Source organism: Candidatus Thioglobus sp. (genome assembly GCF_028599055.1).
In the GTDB taxonomy this organism is placed as follows: domain Bacteria; phylum Pseudomonadota; class Gammaproteobacteria; order PS1; family Pseudothioglobaceae; genus Thioglobus_A.
Genome location: NZ_JAQRMS010000202.1, coordinates 1 through 1,893 on the forward strand (window position 1 = coordinate 1; position 1,893 = coordinate 1,893).

General features: G+C 35.4%; 3 protein-coding genes. All 3 read right to left on the reverse strand.

The window, feature by feature from the left end:
- Positions 1 to 85: 85 nt before the first annotated feature.
- Positions 86 to 682: a DUF4276 family protein gene (locus PSN35_RS07460; RefSeq protein WP_300031613.1), complete on the reverse strand. Its 597-nt coding sequence runs from the start codon at positions 680 to 682 to the stop codon at positions 86 to 88.
- Positions 676 to 1,764: an AAA family ATPase gene (locus PSN35_RS07465; protein ID WP_300031616.1), complete on the reverse strand. Its 1,089-nt coding sequence runs from the start codon at positions 1,762 to 1,764 to the stop codon at positions 676 to 678. Before PSN35_RS07465 ends, PSN35_RS07460 begins: the two co-directional genes overlap by 7 nt.
- Before the next feature lie 9 nt (positions 1,765 to 1,773).
- The coding region (locus tag PSN35_RS07470; RefSeq protein WP_300031619.1) for a DALR anticodon-binding domain-containing protein at positions 1,774 to 1,893 on the reverse strand (120 nt) is incomplete at its 5' end.

Consider the following 1,893-nt stretch of genomic DNA (forward strand, 5'->3'; position numbering starts at 1 on the left):
GAGTAATTCAGTTTTGCCTGAACCTGCCGGCGCTTGGATTAAAAAAGAACGGGAGGTATCTAGTGCCTGAAGTCTTTGTGCTTGATCATCCACCCAAACCCTCTAATTGCGTCAACCAAGCATTAAAGCCTTGACATTTTTCACGAATTTTTAATAGTCCAATCTCTTGTAGAATTTTTGGCGCATGTTGTGTTTTAATATATTTTGCATTTTTTGCAATGCGCTTTGATGGTGCGGTTTCTATAGAATTATTGATTTTTTCTACATCGTTAAATTCATCTAAAATTTCACCAATCCAATCTTGTGAGACATTAAGATTTTTTGCCATGATTTCAGCATCACTAAAAAGCAATGCTTCAAATTCATACATTTGAATATAAGAAATAACTTTATATTGCTGGCTGGACTCAATGCTTGTTTTTATTTTTTGTTCTAGCGTCTCTTTGGTCTCACTGCCTTCCAACCCTCTTCTCTTAAATCCATAAAAATCATACAAAGTGGTTGCAAAATCATGGTTATAAATTAACTTATTAAGTTTGGTTTTAACCCTATCAATACTAATATTACCTTTCATGTTTTGAGTTGTTACAAAAACTTGAAATTGCGCCAAATGTGGCACAACCGCCTCATTTATAAACTTATATTCCGAATGTCCTTCTGCCGAAATTAACAATCTTACCATTTTGGTTCACCGCCCAACAGACCCTCGCTCCAAGCTTCTCCAACTCGATAGCTCTCAATCCAATTGCCCAAATCTTTTTTATTCAGTCTTTTAAACTTTGACTCGCCATTTTCATAATCAACTACAACAAAGTCATCAGGCTCAAAATAGTTAGCAAGCTCAACAGACTGAGTAGATATAATTACTTGCGAGCCATCGTTTGCAATGGCTTGGATGATTTCTGATAAGACAGCAAGTGCAGCTGGATGCAAACCAATTTCTGGCTCATCTAACACAATGGTTTTAGGTCGCATATCCTTAGGCTGTAAGAAAAGTGTCGCCATACAAATAAAACGTGCTGTACCGTCTGATAAAGATTGTGCGGAAAATCCCCGATTACTCAAATCATTAACATGTTGCCAGCGCAAAAGAATATTGTCACCTTTAATATTAAAATCAAAATCTTGAAAATAAGGCGCAACGGTTTGCACCGCACTCACAATATTTTGATAATCAACATTAAACTCGTCTCTTAATCTGTATAAAAATGGCGCCAAATTTTCAGCAAAACTTGACAAGGATTGATTGGCGCCTATATCCTGATAAGACTTAAATTTTGCAGATGGGGAGGAATCATGAAAGTGATACAGCTTACATTGTTTTAAATAATCCCTAGAATGTACAACAATTGGTTTGTCGCTTTCTGAAATGCCACTTTCAAAAGAGTCATAACTTATAGATGGATTATAATTTACGTCCGACAGGGTGGAATAAAAACCCGCACTATCAGTAATTACCAGTGTGTCGTTTTCATCATTTTTTGATAATTCTGCATAATATTCATTATTTTTTATCTTTACATATAGTGAAACTTTGTCTGTAACCTTTTTCCCAAAATGTAAAAATCCATCTGCACCGCCACCATTAATCAAATATTTTTGAAGTCTTTTATTGTGAATATTTTCAAGCAATCTAAAAATAGATACAAAATTACTCTTTCCCGAGCCATTTGCACCAATGAGCACATTAATCGGTTTCATCTCCAAGTCTAATTCTTTAATCGATTTAAAACCCTTAATTTTGATGCGAGATAAATTATCCATATTTTGATTTTACATTTTTTCAGGTGCGCAAACGCCCAACAGTCCCAAACCATTAGCCAATACTTGCTTGGTGGCAATAATGAGTTGCAGGCGAGTGGCTTGCAGGGTTTTGTCGTCAATTAAAAAATC